Annotated in this window: 2 protein-coding genes; one reads left to right on the forward strand and one right to left on the reverse strand. The window is 46.5% G+C overall.

From position 1 onward, the window contains the following. Positions 1-705, forward strand: a 705-nt coding sequence (locus R7093_RS24170; RefSeq protein ID WP_318146879.1) for a GGDEF domain-containing protein, incomplete at its 5' end; no start/stop codon positions are given. A gap of 36 nt (positions 706-741) precedes the next feature. Here R7093_RS24170 and R7093_RS24175 read toward each other — a convergent pair. Further along, positions 742-1,037 (reverse strand): helix-turn-helix domain-containing protein (locus tag R7093_RS24175; RefSeq protein WP_318146880.1); only part of this gene is annotated, 296 nt, incomplete at its 5' end.

A 1,037-nucleotide genomic window follows, 5' to 3' on the forward strand; every position in this document is an offset into this window, starting at 1 on the left:
ATGGCGGGCAGAACCGTTTGGAGCATTTGGGCACCAGAAGTCAACAGTTTTATGAATGCAGGTATCATCCACCAGCTGACGTTTCTATTTAGTATCTGCCTCATTGTTGCTTTGAGCTTTAGTATGTTGTGGTTGATCAACGCAAGATTGGTGAAATCCATCAACGATCTTTCTCATTTGGATGCATTAACTGGGTTATACAATCGACGTGCAATGGAAGTCATTGTGCCTAACCTTGTGAATCAAGCACGCGAGAAAAATACGCCTATCAGCATCGTTATGACTGACGTGGACGATTTTAAAACCATTAATGACCAATACGGACACACCACTGGCGACTCAGTCATGGCAACCATCGCCACGATTTTTAAACAAACGTTACCAGAGTCAGCATGTACCGTTCGCTTTGGTGGTGACGAGTTTATGATTGTGTTGCTTGCCAATGCCGAAAACGCGAAAGCCTATGCCGAGTTAGTACGTCGCAGCATTGAACGTGAAACGTCGCTGCTTGCTTTTAAAAACCAAGTCACGATGAGCTTCGGCATCAGCGAGCTAATGCCCAACGACAGCTTACAAGATGCACTCACCCGAGCCGACGAAGCACTGTATTGTTCGAAGCATACCGGGCGAAATCAAGTCACGACATTCCAAGATGAAAGCGAGGTGGGTGGTAAGTTCATCCAAACACCGACTAAAAGCGCATAACGGAAAGGTAAAACGACATCGCTCCTATTACTCCATTCACGAATCGGTGTAATCGGAGCGATTCAGACCAAATTTTTGCATTTTCTGATTTAAGGTGCGACGTGGTAAATCGAGCTCTTGCATCACTTCATTAATCCGTCCTTGGTGCCTCACTAATGAATCATGCAACACTTTGCGCTCAAAGTTGTGCAGCTGAATCATCAGTGGCACACCCGCTTGAGTCTCTTCCGTGGTTGACGACGGGCGGCTAGAAAGAATTTCCATCACAGAAACCGTATCATCCAGCGCGAAGCGCATTGCGACGTTACGTAATTCGCGCACATTTCCTAGCC

The organism is Vibrio sp. 1580, assembly GCF_033340055.1.